General features: G+C 37.8%; 17 protein-coding genes. 5 read left to right on the forward strand and 12 right to left on the reverse strand.

The window, feature by feature from the left end; all coding sequences use genetic code 11:
- Positions 1-25: 25 nt before the first annotated feature.
- The 3 genes from NSQ74_RS00740 to NSQ74_RS00750 form a co-directional block, all read right to left on the reverse strand.
- Positions 26-5326: a collagen binding domain-containing protein gene (locus NSQ74_RS00740; protein WP_340821029.1), complete on the reverse strand. Its 5301-nt coding sequence runs from the start codon at positions 5324-5326 to the stop codon at positions 26-28.
- A 493-nt stretch (positions 5327-5819) separates the two neighbouring features.
- Positions 5820-7124, reverse strand: a complete 1305-nt coding sequence (locus NSQ74_RS00745) for an HD domain-containing protein (RefSeq protein WP_340821030.1) — start codon at positions 7122-7124, stop codon at positions 5820-5822.
- 178 nt (positions 7125-7302) lie between these two features.
- Positions 7303-7530, reverse strand: coding sequence for a DUF1450 domain-containing protein (locus tag NSQ74_RS00750; protein ID WP_340821031.1), 228 nt, complete (start codon positions 7528-7530; stop codon positions 7303-7305).
- A gap of 234 nt (positions 7531-7764) precedes the next feature.
- Here NSQ74_RS00750 and NSQ74_RS00755 point away from each other — a divergent pair, with 234 nt between their 5' ends.
- Positions 7765-8415, forward strand: coding sequence for an RsfA family transcriptional regulator (locus tag NSQ74_RS00755; RefSeq protein WP_340821032.1), 651 nt, complete (start codon positions 7765-7767; stop codon positions 8413-8415).
- A gap of 36 nt (positions 8416-8451) precedes the next feature.
- Here the strand turns inward: NSQ74_RS00755 and NSQ74_RS00760 are convergent, their stop codons facing one another.
- Complete coding sequence (locus tag NSQ74_RS00760; protein ID WP_340821033.1) at positions 8452-9285, reverse strand: lipoate--protein ligase family protein; 834 nt, start codon at positions 9283-9285, stop codon at positions 8452-8454.
- Positions 9286-9445: 160 nt separating this feature from the next.
- Here NSQ74_RS00760 and hemQ point away from each other — a divergent pair, with 160 nt between their 5' ends.
- Positions 9446-10198, forward strand: coding sequence for a hydrogen peroxide-dependent heme synthase (gene hemQ, locus NSQ74_RS00765; protein ID WP_340821034.1), 753 nt, complete (start codon positions 9446-9448; stop codon positions 10196-10198).
- 40 nt (positions 10199-10238) lie between these two features.
- Here hemQ and NSQ74_RS00770 read toward each other — a convergent pair whose 3' ends face one another.
- A complete protein-coding gene (locus NSQ74_RS00770; RefSeq protein ID WP_340821035.1) occupies positions 10239-10421 on the reverse strand; it encodes a hypothetical protein in 183 nt (60 codons plus the stop codon).
- Positions 10422-10682: 261 nt separating this feature from the next.
- Complete coding sequence (locus NSQ74_RS00775; protein ID WP_340821036.1) at positions 10683-10853, reverse strand: hypothetical protein; 171 nt, start codon at positions 10851-10853, stop codon at positions 10683-10685.
- 413 nt (positions 10854-11266) lie between these two features.
- Between NSQ74_RS00775 and NSQ74_RS00780 the strand changes: the two genes are divergently transcribed.
- Positions 11267-11692 (forward strand): cell wall hydrolase, encoded by a 426-nt coding sequence (locus NSQ74_RS00780; RefSeq protein WP_340821037.1) that lies wholly within the window; start codon positions 11267-11269, stop codon positions 11690-11692.
- Positions 11693-11712: 20 nt separating this feature from the next.
- Positions 11713-12048 carry a spore coat protein GerQ gene (gerQ, locus tag NSQ74_RS00785; protein WP_173478664.1) on the forward strand — a complete coding sequence of 112 codons (336 nt, stop codon included), beginning with the start codon at positions 11713-11715 and terminating at the stop codon, positions 12046-12048.
- 260 nt (positions 12049-12308) lie between these two features.
- Here gerQ and NSQ74_RS00790 read toward each other — a convergent pair whose 3' ends face one another.
- From NSQ74_RS00790 to NSQ74_RS00810, 5 genes are all read right to left on the reverse strand, one after another.
- Positions 12309-13487: a M20 family metallopeptidase gene (locus NSQ74_RS00790; protein ID WP_340821038.1), complete on the reverse strand. Its 1179-nt coding sequence runs from the start codon at positions 13485-13487 to the stop codon at positions 12309-12311.
- A gap of 209 nt (positions 13488-13696) precedes the next feature.
- On the reverse strand, positions 13697-14077 hold the full coding sequence (locus NSQ74_RS00795) for a DUF423 domain-containing protein (protein ID WP_340821039.1): 381 nt from the start codon (positions 14075-14077) through the stop codon (positions 13697-13699).
- A gap of 70 nt (positions 14078-14147) precedes the next feature.
- On the reverse strand, positions 14148-14414 hold the full coding sequence (locus tag NSQ74_RS00800) for a YwdI family protein (RefSeq protein ID WP_340821040.1): 267 nt from the start codon (positions 14412-14414) through the stop codon (positions 14148-14150).
- Positions 14411-14590, reverse strand: coding sequence for a uracil-DNA glycosylase (locus NSQ74_RS00805; protein ID WP_340821041.1), 180 nt, complete (start codon positions 14588-14590; stop codon positions 14411-14413). The genes NSQ74_RS00800 and NSQ74_RS00805 overlap by 4 nt, the downstream gene beginning before the upstream one ends.
- A 75-nt stretch (positions 14591-14665) precedes the next feature.
- Positions 14666-15343 (reverse strand): uracil-DNA glycosylase, encoded by a 678-nt coding sequence (locus NSQ74_RS00810; RefSeq protein ID WP_340821042.1) that lies wholly within the window; start codon positions 15341-15343, stop codon positions 14666-14668.
- Positions 15344-15517: 174 nt separating this feature from the next.
- Here NSQ74_RS00810 and thiD point away from each other — a divergent pair, with 174 nt between their 5' ends.
- Positions 15518-16348, forward strand: coding sequence for a bifunctional hydroxymethylpyrimidine kinase/phosphomethylpyrimidine kinase (gene thiD, locus NSQ74_RS00815; RefSeq protein WP_340821043.1), 831 nt, complete (start codon positions 15518-15520; stop codon positions 16346-16348).
- A 144-nt stretch (positions 16349-16492) separates the two neighbouring features.
- Here the strand turns inward: thiD and NSQ74_RS00820 are convergent, their stop codons facing one another.
- Positions 16493-17038 (reverse strand): acyl-CoA thioesterase, encoded by a 546-nt coding sequence (locus tag NSQ74_RS00820; protein ID WP_337982127.1) that lies wholly within the window; start codon positions 17036-17038, stop codon positions 16493-16495.
- Positions 17039-17058 lie beyond the last annotated feature (20 nt).

A 17058-nucleotide genomic window follows, 5' to 3' on the forward strand; every position in this document is an offset into this window, starting at 1 on the left:
TTGTCTTGGGGGTTATTATTGTACATTATTTCATTTCTGCATTACGACGACGCAAGAAGAACAATGCACCTAAAACAAGCATGACACCTGTTAGAGTAAGGGCTGTTTGATTTGCTCCATCTGTTTGTGGCAGTTTACCTTGTGCTTTTAATTGAGCTTCCAAACGTCTCGCATCTTCCTTGATTTTATTAATATCAAGTGTTTTTGCAACATTCGCCTGATCCTCTTTTGATAAATTATTATATTTATCAAGGAAATCCTTATACGCACCTAGTGTGTCTTTATTTGCAGTAGAAGGATTGTATGGCGGTAAGTTTTTACCTTGATCAATAACATCTTGGACAGATGGTTTAGACGTTTCTGGTTTTCCAGGTGTCGTTGGATTTTTTGAATCTGTTGACGGATTTTCTGGATTACCTGGGTCAACTGGATTTGTTGACGGATTATCTGGATCCACTGGTTTCTCTGGATCTGGTGTTGGCTTGCTTGGATCCACTGGTTTCTCTGGATCTGGTGTCGGCTTGTTTGGATCCACTGGTTTCTCTGGATCTGGTGTCGGCTTGTTTGGATCCACTGGTTTCTCTGGATCTGGTGTTGGCTTGTTTGGATCTACTGGTTTCTCTGGATCTGGTGTCGAGCCACCGCCTCCGCCGCCGCCTGGTAATGACGGTTTTACAAGTGCAGAACATGTATCTTTAACTGTGAATGAGCCAATTAAACGAATGCCTTCATATACATTGTACGTTCCTTGTTGAATTGCCTTGTTTGGTAAAACAATTGTTCCTGCAATGCTAGTAGTTAAATTTTCATTGTTCGCTGCATCCTTAATGACATTACCATTAGCATCTTTTACTGTTATTTCTGCATTTGCAAGAGGTGTGCCAAATGCAGTTTGTACAGTCAATGTAAATGAAGGACATGTAGGTGCTGCTAAAATTTCCGCGTTACAAGAAATTGAATATTGAACTGTAATTTGTCCAATATATAGGTCCCCTTGATATACATCATACTTACCTGACGGAATATTTGTAGATGGAATTGTAATTTGACCTAATACGTTTGTTGTTTTATTGGCAGCAATAGTTGCCCCATTTTTATCTTTAATAATGATGTTGCTTACATTAGGACGTACATTTCCATTTTCATCTTTTACCGTTAAAGTAAATTCTGGACAAGAAGGTGCTGGTTGCACTGTCGCTTCACAATCTATATTAGATTGGAAACTGCCAATTTCTTTGCCATCTACTACTACTGTATAAATCCCCGGATCTAAATCTTTTAACTCTAGAACGCCGTTAGTTGTAGTTTTAGTAGCAACATTATTATCACCAGCATCTTTAACTGTTACAGAAGTACCATCAGCAACTAAGTTACCGTCAACATCCTTTACAGTTAGTTTAAACGATTCGCATTTTGGTGCTTGTGTAAGAGAAGTCTCACAATTACCTTTATATGAAATATCAACTTTACTCAAGAATTGATTACCTTCATATAAATAGTATTCGCCTGCTTTAACTCCATTTGCTACTTGAATTGATGGTACAGTAAATTTCCCATCTTTATCTGTTGTTACTGTTGTGATTTCGTTACCTACTGAATCTTTCAATGTGACCGTAACACCTGGACGAGGTACGTCAACACCTGCTTTGTTTTCATTCAATGTAATTGTAAATACTGGACATGCCGGTAATGGTGCAATTTCATCTTTACAGCCATCTGTATATTTTACAGTCACATTTCCTAGCCAAATATCATTTGAATCATAAACATCGTATTGACCCGCCAATACAGTGTTCGGAACTTTGACAACTCCATCAATAGTTGGACCTGTATGTTTAACAGTACCATTTGCATCTTTAAATGTTACATTTTGGTCAGCTATTAAAGCACCATCAATATCTTTAATAGTTAATTCAAAGTCCGCACAGGCATTCGCTGGTGGAGCAACATCTTCAACGTTAATAATTGTATAAGGTTTGTTTGTTACCTCGAAGTTGTTCGTATCATTGAACCTAACATCAACTGTTGCTACTGCTTTATAGCCTGTAGGAGTTTTTTCTTCCAATTTATAAATACCATAGCGTAAATTTTCGAATGAAAGCTCACCATCAACTGTCGTACCTTCTGCTAAGACAATTGATCCATCACGGTTATATAACTTAAATTCAACGCCATTAAGTGCTGTTGTCACACCTGTATTAGGGTTAACACCTTGCTTCTTAATTTTAAATGTACCTTTTTTGCCTGAAGCATTTGTATCAGATGTGCTGTATTTAAATAACTTGTTATCTCCGCCCGAGGACGATGTACCCGCTGAAGTTGCACCTGCATAGTTTATGGATGCTTCATTTGAAACTTGTTCACCCGCATTAGGATCACCCATAAAATATGTTTTGTATTTAATGATGTAACCTTTGCCATCGACATTTCCTAAATCAAATGTAAATGAACCATCGGCTTGTATTTTAATATCATTAGGGCTAATTTCAACGGCTAGCCCAACATTTTGCGTGTTCCCTGCTGCATCTAATTTAATTTCTTGCTTTGTAAATGTGTTTGTTAATAGCTTTTGGTTAGCTGAAGGCTTATCCGTTAACGTAATGTTACCTAGCTTTGAGTTAGACTCATTAATTTTCACTGTCCATTCAATCGTATCTGATGCAGGTTGAGGATTAGCAGACTTTTCAATTAACTTGTTCGCATTATTTGTAATTGTTGCCTCTGCATCATACGAATAGCTACCATTATCAGGTGTATCTAAAACAGCATGATTCGTATATTTTTGAGAATTCGTACTACCATTCCCGTAAACGTCATCTGAATCTTTTGATTTGTATTCTATTAAATACGCTTCGTTATTCTCTGCTCCAGTTAATCCTGTAAATGTTAGTTTATAGCTTGTAACATTTCCTTTAGCATCCTGTGTAACAGGGACTGCATTCCATTTAGCAGGATCTAATGAACCGTCTTTTTTTCCTCGTTCATCATTCACACCTAATTTTAATTTGCTTACAGTCATAACTTGTTTTAATGTTTGCCCTTCTGGAATAACAATATGATGTCCTGTACCTAATGTATCAATTAGTACTGCACCCTCGATGTTTTGCTTATTGATGTTTACACCAATTTTCCAAGAAAACTCTTGTTTGTCGTTATCCACAATTGCATTATCTTTATAGCCATTTTTACTTGTTGGTGACGTTGCAGATGGTTTATAGGTAGCGCTTTTTTGCGCTTCATTATTTGTACTTGTTTGTCCATCCCATGTAGCGTCTGCTACGTTGTCATAACTAAGTGCCACGCCACCGTTTGACTCAATATCAAACTTCGTTTTGTATTCAATCGTTACATTTCCTGATGGGATAGATGCGAATGTCATAGTAAATGCTTCATCGCCTACTTGCCCACCACTATTAATTGTTGGAGTGGTACTACCTTTTACTTCGAATACTTTGCTTGTACCATCCCACGACATTAATTTATGCTTTAACGTTTTACCGTTCGCATTTTTCGTTGAAATAGTATCTGCAATCACAAAGTTTGTTAAAGGTTTTTCAGCGTTAATTGTCAGTTTCCACGTAATCGTTTTGTTGACATAGTCAATTGCACCACGTTCTTTTTTAAAGATATTTGATGCAATATTTACAGTTGCCGATTCTGAATTATTATCGTCTAAACGCGTTACAGTGTTTTGGATATTTCCTGCGTTTGCATCTGTCACGAATTCTTGATCAAACTTCGTATTGTACTTAATCAAATAAGCTGCTCGAGGATACAAGGTAACGTCATTTGAAAAATCAATTGTAAATCCTTGTGCCGTATCATTACTTAAAGTGTAATTTGTACCTTTTGTTAACAATGTTTCTGAAGCGGCTGTTTGACCGTTGTCATTTAATGTTACACGGTACACTTGGAAATTAGCATCATATTGTATATTGTGCTTTGCACCTTTGCTATTTGCTGGAATTGAATCCGTTAAAGATTGGGCGTTCTTTTTGCTAAGATCTTCTCCTAACCAGTTATACTTAATTTCCCAAGATGCTTCGTATTTATCATTAGACGTAATCGTTTTTAGTAAAGCTGGTCCATAAGTGATATTCGTTTGTCCTGGGCTCGTTTTAGAAACGCCATTGTTTGTAAATTCAGCCGTATTTCTATACGTCATATTTGAACTTGTTGGATCTTCAGTTACTTTCGTTTTATACGTCAGCTTGTATGCAAAATCTCCAGCATCTAAATTGACAGGAAACGCTATTGAACCACTATTATAAGTTACAGGCGTTCCTGGATTATTTTTATCAATACCATTTAATCCAATTGGATATTTCTCAACTATCAAGCTTCCTACCTTGAATGCATGGTTTGCATCTGGCGTATCCGCTACTGTAGCACCTGAAACGATTGTTTTCCCTTCTGTGTTTACCCAGACTGTCCAATCCATTTCAGCGCCATCCGCTGCACGTGTAATTGCACCAGCAGTTTTAGTAATTGGATCACCACTACCTTTAGGTTTAAATTTAAATGGTAATGTAATATTTGCTTCTCCTAAAACAGGCATCTCTAATACTTGATCAAGTGTTGACTCGTCTTGGAAATTGCCAAACTGGGCCATGAAGTTGAAGTCAATATCTCCATCGACCCCCTCCGTTAACTCACTTTCTAAAGTTACGATAATTTTACCAGCAGCATAGCTATAAGAATAAGTAGCATAATCCGTTGATTTCGATCCAGAAAAAGAGTTATCTACTTGTTCAATCATATATTGTGGTAAGTTAAACGCAAATGTAGAGCCTACACCATAATCTTGCGTAGGTTTGACTTCAAATACATAATTTAAATATACTTTGTCCCCTTTTTTAGGTGCAGTGTCAGCTGGAATTGCTGATGCTTCAGTTATAACATCGCCAGTCGGACCAGTTAGACGAATGCCTGCTAATGTTGCGACTACATCACCTTGCATATCGCCCGCAGTTAATGCTAATGGCGCCACGTTCAATGCTTCTTCGTCAGGTGTATTTTCCTCAGGCTTCTCGCCACTTGGCTTTTCTTCACCTTCAGTCACATCATCTTTTTCTGTTTCATCTGGAAGTATTTCAGTTGAGTCACTACCAGAATCTGCTCCACCAGCTTCCCCCGTTTCCCCAGGTATTGTCACTGTTGAATCTGGGTCGCCTGTGCCCGTCGTATCAGAAGTAGTTCCATCATTTCCTGATTCCACTGATGGAGGTAAAGAAGAATCTCCTTCTTCCGCAAATACGGATATCGGTGAAAGTACGGTTTGGAACACAAGCAATAATGTAATGATTGCTAAATTTAATTTTTTCATGTTTCTCTCCTTTTCTAAGTTCAGAGAGATTCCTATAGGCGTTTGCTGACGACTTTGCATGCTTTCTCAACCTCGAAAGCTTCACTTCAAACATTCGGTTTGCCCCTCTTCCCCTTAAATAACTCGTCGTCGTTACGAATACATTTAAAACCGTCTTACACGCGGTCAATTCTCATGCTGCCTAGTCATTGTGTTTGTAAACAGTTGTATGTATCCTAAGCTGATGTGACGCCTTTACAAATATAATGGCCTCACCCCCTTTTAGGTTTTACTTCATTATAAAAAACAAATCTAAACAAATTCTAAACATTACCATATTTTTTCATTATCTTTTCCTAGATATATCACCAACGCTTCAAACTAATAAGAAATTGTACATAATAAAAAACACTAAACTATCACTATATTCAAGTGAGTTTAGTGCTTTTATATTATATATATACAATTTGGTTTTGTATATTCTTAAAATAGATATAATTCCTCAGTTTTTCTTTTATTGCATTTGTAATAACTTTAAAATCTGTTGTTTAACTCCCACTTTTGTACTATCATCCTCTAAAATATCGAGTGGGAAATATACTTTATGATCTCGTTTCATTCGACCAGAAATGGAGTCGACAATAATAGATTCCCTTGATAGTTCACGTAATTCCCCGTTTTTCATCTCTAAAAAAATAGGAACACGTACTTCTTCCTCCCCTGGGCGATAAAAATCGTATGGAAGATCTGCCGTTGTATCATGCACAAGGTAGTATTCTGGATTTATGTCCGCTTGTTTAAATAACTCTTGTAGCTTTTGATATTTCTCCAGTTCCACGCCTGGATCTAAATCGATGTACTGGAATAGCTTACGATTGACAAAGCGGCGACTTAAATCACTTAATATCGCGTCTTCTTCTTGCATCCATAGTTGAAAATATGTAAAAAGAATACTTTCATCAAGAGCAAGATAATCTTCCAACGTAATCGAGTTTTGGAAAAATGCTAAAAAATGTGTAGGCTCATGTTTAAACTTATAGCCTGCTTTACTTAATTGCTTCGCTCGTTTTAGTATATTATTTAAAATAACCTCTGCGCTACGAGATACAGGATGGAAATATATTTGTAAGTACATTTGATAGCGGCTCATAATATAATCCTCAACCGCATGCATACCTGTTGCTTTAATTACTACTTGATTTTTACGTGGGCGCATTACTCGCAATATGCGCTCCATATCAAAATGCCCATAGCTTACACCTGTAAAATAAGCATCACGCTGTAAGTAATCCATACGATCAGCGTCTATTTGGCTTGATATTAGGCTTATGACTTGCTTATTCGGATACGTTTTTTCAATCACTTGCGATACTTTTTCAGGAAAATCTGGTGCTACTTTTTTTAGCACTGCATGTACTTCCGTATCGCCAAGTAAAATTTGCCTCGTATAAAATTCATGATCTAACTCAAATACATTTTCAAATGCATGTGAAAATGGGCCATGCCCTAGATCATGTAATAGGGCTGCACAAAGCACTAGTAGCCGCTCGTCCTCATCCCAATCCGGACGACCTACAAAAATATCATCGACAATACGACGCACTATTTCATAAACACCAAGTGAATGACTAAAGCGGCTATGCTCTGCCCCGTGGAATACTAAAAACGTAGTGCCAAGTTGGCGAATTCTACGCAAACGTTGAAATTCTTTTGTCCCTACTAAATCCCAAATAACCTGATCACGCACATGTACATAACGATGTACTGGATCTTTAAATACTTTTTCCTCTTGTAATTTTGCCTTTGCATAATGTGTCAATTGTACAGCACCTCCATTTCATCTTTCTTCTATTATATGCAAACAATATAGAACTAGCATAGGGATTGCACTGTAACTATAGAGACTATTAACCTAATTGAACGCAATTTTTACTTTAAATAGGTTACTATCGCTCTAAAACAAAAACTACCTTCAGCTATGTGAAGATAGTTTTTTATTACCTATTTTTTAATTTAGCTAAAACTTTTTCCATTAGTTCTTCTTCTGTTAATGCAGCTACAGGGCGACTATTTACAAATGTAAATGTTTTTTTTCGTCCCGGGCCACAATAAGAGTGACATCCAATTTCGATGGTTGCATCAGGATCGATTTCCTTTAATTTTGGAATTAACGTTTTTAAGTTAACGGCCTGACATTCATCGCAAACTTTAAATTCGTTTGCCATTTTGTCAACAACCCTTTCTATATAGTATTTTGTTAAATAACATTTTCTAATGTCCGCATAACCTTCACATATTTAAGTATGCAGCATACGCACAATCCTACATCCGGTATTGTATCGCATTTTTCCCCTTGTATTCAAGCATAATTCCTTCCACTTGGATGAATAAAAGGTTAAAAGATTGGTCATGCTAGACATAAATAAGGAAGTTCCAAATAAAGGTGGGAGGATTATATGATGAGTAAAGTAAGACAAGATGCTTGGTTAGAAGAAAACGATGAATTGCTAGCAGAGGCAGTAATTCGTCACGTAACAGAAGGTAGCACACAGTTAAATGCCTTTGAAGAAGCTGGTGATGCGTTAAATCGTACTGCTGCAGCATGTGGTTTTCGCTGGAATGCAGTTGTTCGTAAAACTTATGAAGAGCAATTAGCAGAAGCGAAAAAAGAAAGAAAAGAGAGAATGCGAGTGTTGGGTGCACCAGCAAGACGTCGTTCCACAAATATGTTTACAATTAATAATAGTGATACAGATAGCAAGTCAATTCCACTATCTGCACTATCTCTTGATATTGTCATAGCATATTTACTACGTTTACAACATTCTGGTGAAATAGGTAATGAGTCTTCAAAATGGAGACAACTTGTACACGTAACCTCTGAGAAAAATAAAAAACTAGAGAAAACAATTGCTCAGCTAGAAGAGGAAAATCGAGCGATTCGCAAAGATTATGAGCAGTTTGTACAAATTATGAACCGTGCTAGACGCCTTGTAACGCTAGATGAAGAGGAAGAACGTATTGCGCCTGTTTTCAAAATGGAGAAAAACGGTAATCTAGTTGTTAGCGGTCCAACATATCAAAAAGAAAATGGCGATGTGCTTAGTTAGCACAATCGCCTTTTTTTATTTCAGGATTTGCTACTATTATTTCAATTCAAGCATTTTAGCATTTCGTTCGAACACACGCTGTAAATAAAATGCATATAGTTGTAATTCTTCATCATGAAAAGGCTCCATACGAACTTCATCGGCAAATGTCTGGACAATTTGTTGTAGACGAATCACAACGTCTTCTACCGTTAATGAGGCATCGACCAGTTCACTTAATGAAGCCATTACATCCGGTATAATTTGGGGATACGTAAATTTCGTTGCTTCTCCTCGTAAACTCTCAGTGTAAAAATCACGAATTAGTGCAGCACGTTCTGCACCGCTTCCCTCAATGCATAAATAAATTTGCACTGCAACACCTTGACGTAGTCGTCTTTGTGAAATGCCGGCAAACTTCTTACCTTCAATACTTAAATCATAGGACCCTGGGCAATAAGAACCTACAATTTCATAGGCTTCAATTTTATCGGCAGCTTCTGGTAGTAATGCTTTGATTAGCGCTACCATTACATCATAGCCGTCATTAATACCAATTGCCGTTGCTTGTTCAGATAAAATAAGTGAAATATTTAGTATGCCTTCATCCAGCACAACGGCTAGCCCGCCTGAGTTGCGTACGATTGGGTGATAGCCTCGTTCCTCAAGCAACTCCATTCCTTGCTGTACAAATGGTAAACGATGATCTTGAATCCCGAGCACCACAGAGGCATTATGTACCCAAGTTCGTATAGTCGGCGGCGATACAAGCTGTCCTACTAATTGACACAGCGTATCATCGGTTGCAAATGATTCAAGTGGTGTGCTGTTTTTCAAGCTAATAGATTGATCATATAAACGCCAAATCGGCTGTAGTAAATTACTGTTCATTTTTTTTGAAGCTCCTCTATTTACATCTCTTCTCTTTAGCATACATCATCCGACGAAGGTGTCAAATTCGTGAAATTCACTCATCAATTTAGGGATTTCGTACAAACTATGATAAACTAAATTAAGAATGATTTTCACTTATAAAGGAGTGCTTTGAATAATGAATGAAGCAGCAATTACATTAGATGGTTGGTACGCATTACACGAATTCCGCTCAATCGACTGGGCTTCTTGGAAACTTGTTTCTGCTGAAGAACGTCAAGCAGCAGTTGAGGAATTTATTGCTTATTTAGAAAAGCTAAATGAAGCAGATGTTGCTAAAACAGGTGCTCATGCATTTTACGCAATCGTTGGTCAAAAGGCCGACTTTATGATTATGACATTACGTGAAACGATGGATGAATTACAAGTGCTTGAAGCGGAATTTAACAAATTAGCAATTGCTGATTTTACAATTCCTACATATTCTTATGTATCTGTTGTCGAGCTTTCAAACTACTTAGCTGGTGAATCAAACGAAGATCCTTATCAAAATCCACATGTGCGTGCACGTTTATATCCTGAACTTCCTCGTTCTAAGTATGTATGCTTCTATCCAATGGACAAGCGTCGTCAAGGTAATGATAACTGGTACATGTTATCAATGGATGAGCGCAAATCTTTAATGCGTTCACACGGTATGATTGGTCGAGGCTATGCAGGAAAAGTAAAACAAATTATTACTGGGTCTGTTGGATTCGATGATCACGAATGGGGCGTTACTTTATTCGCAGATGATGTATTACAATTTAAAAAATTAGTATATGAAATGCGTTTCGACGAAGTATCTGCTCGCTACGGTGAGTTCGGTGCATTCTTTGTTGGTAACCTACTTGATAACGATAAATTAGTGAACTTCCTATCAGTTAAATAAAATAAAAAATGCGCGTCCATCTAAAATGGGCTCGCATTTTTTATACTTCATGTTCCTCACTGTTTTCCGATTCTATTATTAAAATAATGGTATGAATAAAAAAACCTATAAGGATCATTAGAAATACTAAATACCAATTATATGGCTGATGGTAATACTCAGCAATTCCAACAGCCATGAATGCACTTACGATAATTGCTACAAACATACTGAAAATACGCATAGTACTACTCCTTTATGAAAGCTATCTCATCCAATTTAGTATGGCTCAAATAAATTTCAATATACTTGCAAACCACAAGTTTTTTCACAACATATCCGCAAATATCTATCATAAACTACACTAATCCTATATCATCATTGAAATTATTTAATGCGTTTCAATACGACAATAAAATAGGGTGCTTCCTGTTCAAAACTGAACTGGAAGCACCCTATTAACAATGTTTAACCTACTACTTTGCTTTCACCTACATTAAAAACTTTACGAGCTTTCATCCTTAACTTTTAAGATTATAATAATCGTATTAATGAAAAAGCCAACTACAATTATTAATATAAAAAGATACCAATGGAGAGGCTGACCATAGATATTCCCGAGCAAAAAAGCTAGTACAGCACTCAATAAAATCCCAATCCAAACACCAATTTCCATGCCCTTCCACCTCACATGTATTAATACACATGCAATTTTCTATCTACATTTCCCTCATCAATAACGCCTCGGCGTATTTGCGCCCAGAATTTTTCGAGTATACTTAGAAAAATCTGCGACATCAGCCAGCGCCTTTAACTTGATTCAGCAGGAGTTTGCTCTCCACTTCGCTCATGTGGCTATTTGGCATTCATCTCCAACTTAAAAAGTGAAGGACTTCTGCTGAATCAAGTTAAACTTTTTCTATTTTTTCTTTACCCCATTTAGATGGAAACTATCTATAAACACCCTTTTTTCCACGGACTATTCGTTATTACTAATATATGCTTCAGCAATTTGAAATGTGAATTTCTTTCTTATCAAAATTAAACATGTCTCCAATACCTTCATGCATATACTGGTTGCGAGGAGGTTTGAAAATCGCTGTTATAAAAACGAATGATGCACAAACAGCTTTGCTTGCAAGGCTTATGCGTTCGGAAGCTGAAGGCGAAGGTCAGTTAGGCATGCTAATGGTCGGCAATGTTGGCGTCAATCGTGTACGAGCAGATTGTCTAGATTTTGGTGATATTCGAACACTCGAGCAAATGATTTATCAACGTCCAGGGGGGTTTGAAGCAACAACAAAAAGTTATTTTTATCAACGGGCACGTGATCAAGACATTCGATTAGCAAAAAGAGTTATTGAAGGTGAAAGGTTCCATCCGGCTACTCGCTCGCTGTGGTTTTTCAGACCTGAGGGTGATTGCCCTGAACAATGGTATGGTCAATGGAATACGGGGCGTTACAAATCGCATTGCTTCTTCTCACCAACCGAAGAAGATTGTCCTCAAATTTAAATGAAAGAAGGTCGATACTTATGATGCCTTACTATTGGACACCGACAACTCAACAACAAATGACACCTCCTCCAGTGACGCTTCCAAGCGGACGGCCACCTGGACGTGAGGAGTCGTACATTGAAAATATCTTACGTTTGAATCGAGGAAAACCTGGTACTTTCCACTTTTCTTTTGAACATGCTGTTGAGCAAGGGAAAAATACAAAGACAGTACGTGGTGTGGTAGAAGCTGCAGGTCGGGATCACGTTATTTTAAGAGAAATTAAATCAAATCATCGCTTTTTATTCCCAATGATTTACTTTGATTTTGCTGAATTCGATGAGGAAATGTCTTATTTCAATCAAAATCCATAACTGAAATGAGGTTTGAACCAAAGAGAAAAAGTGTTAGATTGACCGCAATCAATCTAACACTTTTTTGCTGTGCAGTTGTTGTCCGCTACGCCGTTGCTTTCCGTGGGCACACCGTATAGCCGTAACCGTCGCGAACGCGCTGAATGCCCTCCTTAGGAATCACCGCCTTTGCTACCAACAACTTTTCATCTTTTATGGCAGAAATTTATTAACAATTTTGTTGTTTTTAAGTATAAAGCTATGTCTAAATCTCATTTTAACTAGTTATTTTCCTGCAAAAATTGCAAAGTCGCTTTCCCTAACGTTTTTGCAGCGATTAGCATTGCACGTTCATCAAAATCAAAGCGTGCATGATGATGTGGATAGGCTGTTTCCCACTCAGGTTTTTTGGCACCCGTAAAGAAAAACGTGCCGGGAATGCGCTCAAGGTAATACGCAAAATCTTCCCCAATCATAAACGGTGGACACGTAATAACATTTTCTACTCCTGGAATATCCGCTGCAAGCTGTGCAACAAATTCTGTTTCTTTCGCATGATTATAAACTGGTGGATATCCTCTTGTATAACGATATTCATAACTTGCCCCAAAGGCAAGACAAGTAGCTTTTAATATTGCCTCAAGCTCCTGTTCCATTTGTGTACGTACATCTTCCTCAAATGTTCTTACAGTACCGGTTAAAGCTACTCGATCAGCTATAACATTGAATGGATTTATCGCCTCAAAATGGCCAATTGTTAAGACAGCAGATTTTAATGGGTCTATACGACGAGCAACTAATTGCTGTGCATTAATAACAAATTGAGACGCTAGTACAACCGCATCGATGGAATGATGTGGTTCTGCACCATGCCCTCCTTTTCCTTGAATAAGAATTTCAGCTTTATCAGCGGCAGCCATTATAGCTCCCTCTCTCACTAAAATGTCCCCAAGTGGTGTTGGTGCCCATAAATGCGTACCAAAGATCACGTCGACTCCATCGAGGCAACCATCTTCAATCATCGGCTTTGCTCCGCCTGGTGCAACCTCCTCTGCATGCTGATGAATGAACACTACATTGCCAGCAAGCTCATCCTTCATGGCATTTAGCACCTTGGCAAGTCCAAGTAAAGTTGCGGTATGTCCATCATGTCCACAAGCATGCATTTTACCGTCAACCATAGACTTATAAGGCACATCATTTTCTTCTTGGATAGCTAATGCATCAAAATCAGCACGTAGGGCCACAGTTTTTCCTGGCTTGGCACCACGTAACGTTGCAACAACTCCTCGTTCGCCTACTTGCTCTCGTACTTCATGCCCTAATGCTCTATGAAAAGCTGCTATGTAAGCTGGTGTTTCCACTTCTTCAAAGGATATTTCCGGATACTGATGTAAATGGCGGCGAATTGCTACCATCTCATCATAGCTCTCATCAAGTAATGTAAATAATTTCTCCATAACTTTAACCCCGCTTTCTTTTTGTTCCTTTTTTTAGTAATACTAGTGTACCCTACAAATCCTTACAAAAACAATAGGAATTAAAATATAAACAAACAGTGGTTGTTTTATCTATAAAAAAATAGCATGCCAGTATTACCTAGCATACTAATTTTTTCGATTTTAATGGAATATTACTTTACAAAAGCGGTGTGAAAAATAGCCGTTAATCATTTGGCATGTTTTAAAGCACTAACGATTATCAGTACCCAGCCGGCTAAAAATAACACTCCACCAATTGGTGTAATTGCCCCTAGAACTTTAATGCCGCTGACCGCTAACACATATAGGCTTCCGGCAAAAAATACAATCCCTAGATTAAAGAAGATACCTGCTAACTTTAATTGTTTAACCTCACCTAGCAATTTCGAGCTCATTAATAGACCGATTATAAGTAGACCGGTAGCATGGAACATTTGATATTGCACAGCTGTTTCCCAAATGCCCAGACCATATTCATCTACTATATCTTTTAATGCATGTGCACCAAATGCACCTAATGCTACTGCTAAAAAACCATGAAGTGCACCTGTGACAATAAATTTTTTCATCTCATTTACCCTACCTTTTTTCATCTTAATGCTCAACATCGCTAGTTTTTAGGAACGTTTAGCAAACAATCTAAAAATCAAAAATTGAATCTCCGTTTGCGCCATCGTCATGTTTTATTTTTGCTGTGTTTAATGTAGATGGCATTTGCTCTGTACTTAACATTTGCGGTAAATGCTTTGGCTGAATTTGTGCGCTATCTGTTGGTAAATCCAGTACCACATCACATAATGCACGAATGGCTGTCAATGCCTCACGAATTTGCTGGTCATTCGTTGTATTTTTTGCACTGGCTAATTGTTTTTCAAGTTGCTGTATGACAGCTTCATATGAAATCATTGCGCTCTCTCACCTTCTACTTTTGGTACAAATTTTAGGCAGTCCGTGCCAGATGATTGTTTGACAACAACTGATGGTATTTGCTTTGTTTTAAAGCCGTATGCTACACAAGCACGCGGTGTTTGCGGGTCCCATGTTACTTTAAAATATTGACATTTAAAACAATTTACCTGCATTGTGTGCCTCTCTTTCTTCTATTATTAACTGTATCATTATTTTTATAGTGTATAAAGCAAACGATTTGTGCCACTTTATCCTAAACACCAATCAATTGGTTGCTCTCCCCATTCAATTAACTGCTCATTAATCTTTGAATACGGTTTGCTTCCAAAAAATCCTCTATAGGCACTTAGTGGACTAGGATGTGGTGCTTCTAAAATCACATGGGATGTTGAATGCTGACAAATTATTTGCTTTTTGCGCTGTGCCGGCTTGCCCCATAGCACAAAGATAATTGGTTTTTGTCTCGCTGCAAGTTTTTCGATAACAGCATCCGTAAACTGTTCCCAACCCTGGTTCTTATGGGAATTGGCCTGTCCTGCTCTTACTGTTAGTACAGTATTTAAAAGCAATACACCCTGCTGTGCCCATTTCGTTAATGTACCATGCTGAGGAACTGGGCAACCTATATCATCCTGTAATTCTTGTAGCATATTGCGTAAGCTTGGCGGGTTTGGAACATCTGGCTTTACAGAAAAACTTAAGCCATGAGCTTGGTTCGGACCGTGGTATGGATCTTGTCCTAAAATTACAACCTTTACATCACGAAAAGCCGTACAGGTAAATGCATTCATTACATCGTTTATCGGTGGATAAATCGTCTGTGTCGAATATTCATGTGCCACAAATTGACGTAACTGTTGATAGTATGTTTTTTCTAATTCATCTGCTAGTATTGTTTGCCAATCATTTGGGAATACTTCTTTCATTGAAATTACAAGCCCCTTTCTTTCTTACAACGGTACAAAAAAATAATGCGTTATTCAAGTTTCAATTTAAACTGACCTTATAAAAATATTGATTTCTGACTATTTTTACAGAATCAGAATAGGACTATACTTAACGGTAGATTAAACTATTCAAAAACGAAGGAGATCTTTAACATGGCTCTTAAAAAAACTTTAACTATTGCAGGCTCAGATACATCTGGCGGCGCTGGCATGCAAGCAGACCTTAAAACATTCCAAGAACATGGCACATACGGTATGGTGGCACTAACAGTAGTTGTTACAATGGATCCTAATGGTTGGACACATAATGTAACACCATTACCAACGGAGCTTCTTCAAAAACAAATTGATACAGCATTATCTACAGGCATTGATGCAGTTAAAACAGGTATGCTTTCAACAGAGGAAATCATTCGCATAGCTGGTGAAGCAATCGCAAAATCTGGTACTTCTAATGTTGTCATTGATCCTGTTATGGTATGTAAAGGTGATGATGAAGTATTAAATCCTGGAAACACTGATGCTATGATTCAATATCTTCTACCGCTAGCTGCAGTTACAACACCGAACCTTTTTGAAGCTGGTCAATTAGCTGGCACAGGTACACCTAAGTCAATTGATGAGATGAAAACAGCAGCGCGTAAAATTCATGAGCTAGGGGCAAAAGCTGTTGTCATTAAAGGTGGCAAAGCGTTAGCAACAGAAAAAGCTACAGACTTATTTTTTGATGGTGAAACATTCTACTTGTTAGAGTCAGAAAAAGTAGCTTCTACCTATAACCATGGTGCAGGCTGCACATTCGCTGCATCTGTAACAGCAAATTTAGCTAATGGTCTATCTGTAAAAGAAGCTGTTATTGAAGCAAAGGAATTTGTATCAGCTGCCATCGCTCATGGTTGGGCGTTAAACGACTATGTTGGACCCGTAATGCACGGTGCAAAATCTCGCTTTGGAGCACCAGAAGTGACTGTAACTGAAGTTTAATGAATGTAAAAGTACATTTAATATAGTAGATAGAGCACTAATTAAAGTGCTCTCATCCCCTATAGAATATAAAAAGGTATCTAATTAGAACTGACCTACACATCTTGCCTACAGGTCAGGTTTTTTCTAATTAGATACCTTTTTTTACATATAGTTAACCATTAGTTCGAGCCGATAATCCCATGGATCGTTCATGGAGATAAAACTAGCTAATGCTTTACTTTCTTTTTTACGCTCCGCACGTGCTTTTGCTCGTTCAGAAGCAGTCTCATGCAATTTTGTTTCCTCTACTGTTTCAGGTATAACGCGCGGAACTGCAGTAGGCTGATTATGTTCATCAAGTGCGACAAAGGTTAATAATGCTGTTGCGGCAACTTTTCGCTCCCCTGTTTTGAGATTTTCGGAAATAACTTTCACAAATACCTCCATCGAAGAAGTCCCTGTCCATGTCACATAGGACTCAAAATAGACAGAGTCAGTAGGCCGAATTGGTTGTAAGAAATCGACCGAATCTGTTGAAGCGGTGACACAATCTCTTCTACTATGTTTGGCTGCAGAAATTGATGCGACTTGATCGATATCACTCATTAAGCGACCACCAAAAAGAGTATTATGATTGTTTACATCATTCGGAAAAACACGACTTGTCCGCATAACTCTAGATTCTTTACAAAACTTATAATCCTTCATCCCATCAATTCCCCCATTAC

Source organism: Lysinibacillus sp. FSL W8-0992 (assembly GCF_038008685.1).
GTDB lineage: Bacteria > Bacillota > Bacilli > Bacillales_A > Planococcaceae > Lysinibacillus.

Excerpts from the sequence above, each read along its gene's own strand:
- NSQ74_RS00795 (WP_340821039.1), bottom strand. The coding sequence starts at position 14,077 with ATGAAAAAATTTATTGTCACAGGTGCACTTCATGGTTTTTTAGCAGTA.
- NSQ74_RS00755 (WP_340821032.1), top strand. The coding sequence starts at position 7,765 with ATGAGTAAAGTAAGACAAGATGCTTGGTTAGAAGAAAACGATGAATTG.
- NSQ74_RS00775 (WP_340821036.1), bottom strand. The coding sequence starts at position 10,853 with ATGGAAATTGGTGTTTGGATTGGGATTTTATTGAGTGCTGTACTAGCT.
- hemQ (WP_340821034.1), top strand. The coding sequence starts at position 9,446 with ATGAATGAAGCAGCAATTACATTAGATGGTTGGTACGCATTACACGAA.
- NSQ74_RS00740 (WP_340821029.1), bottom strand. The coding sequence starts at position 5,326 with ATGAAAAAATTAAATTTAGCAATCATTACATTATTGCTTGTGTTCCAA.
- gerQ (WP_173478664.1), top strand. The coding sequence starts at position 11,713 with ATGATGCCTTACTATTGGACACCGACAACTCAACAACAAATGACACCT.
- NSQ74_RS00770 (WP_340821035.1), bottom strand. The coding sequence starts at position 10,421 with ATGCGTATTTTCAGTATGTTTGTAGCAATTATCGTAAGTGCATTCATG.
- NSQ74_RS00810 (WP_340821042.1), bottom strand. The coding sequence starts at position 15,343 with ATGAAAGAAGTATTCCCAAATGATTGGCAAACAATACTAGCAGATGAA.
- NSQ74_RS00820 (WP_337982127.1), bottom strand. The coding sequence starts at position 17,038 with ATGAAGGATTATAAGTTTTGTAAAGAATCTAGAGTTATGCGGACAAGT.
- NSQ74_RS00800 (WP_340821040.1), bottom strand. The coding sequence starts at position 14,414 with ATGATTTCATATGAAGCTGTCATACAGCAACTTGAAAAACAATTAGCC.
- NSQ74_RS00750 (WP_340821031.1), bottom strand. The coding sequence starts at position 7,530 with ATGGCAAACGAATTTAAAGTTTGCGATGAATGTCAGGCCGTTAACTTA.
- NSQ74_RS00760 (WP_340821033.1), bottom strand. The coding sequence starts at position 9,285 with ATGAACAGTAATTTACTACAGCCGATTTGGCGTTTATATGATCAATCT.
- thiD (WP_340821043.1), top strand. The coding sequence starts at position 15,518 with ATGGCTCTTAAAAAAACTTTAACTATTGCAGGCTCAGATACATCTGGC.
- NSQ74_RS00805 (WP_340821041.1), bottom strand. The coding sequence starts at position 14,590 with ATGCAGGTAAATTGTTTTAAATGTCAATATTTTAAAGTAACATGGGAC.
- NSQ74_RS00790 (WP_340821038.1), bottom strand. The coding sequence starts at position 13,487 with ATGGAGAAATTATTTACATTACTTGATGAGAGCTATGATGAGATGGTA.